At 63.9% G+C, this 227-nt stretch carries 1 protein-coding gene; it reads right to left on the bottom strand.

What is annotated here, in order from left to right; translation table 11 throughout:
• Window positions 1-227, bottom strand: a 227-nt coding sequence (locus J5M67_RS29455; RefSeq protein ID WP_207888785.1) for a sulfatase-like hydrolase/transferase, incomplete at both ends; no start/stop codon positions are given.

Here is a 227-nt window from a genome sequence, read left to right as displayed (position 1 = left end):
TTCGGCCAGCGGATCATCGCCGGCACCCGGTAGGCGCCTTCCCAGTTGGAGTTCTTCTCGTTGCGGAACGGGGTGGTGGCCGCATCCGGCCAGGACCACTGGTTCGGGCCGTTGTCGGTGGTGTAGATGACGATGGTGTTGTCGCTGAGCTTCAGGTCGTCGAGGGTCTTGAGCAGTTTGCCGACGTCGCCGTCGTGTTCGAGCATGCCGTCGGCGTACTCGTTGCC

It is taken from the genome of Pseudomonas sp. 30_B (assembly GCF_017491605.1).
GTDB lineage: Bacteria > Pseudomonadota > Gammaproteobacteria > Pseudomonadales > Pseudomonadaceae > Pseudomonas.
The sequence above is the reverse complement of the archived record's forward strand: the minus strand, read 5'-3'. Positions and strand labels throughout refer to the sequence as shown.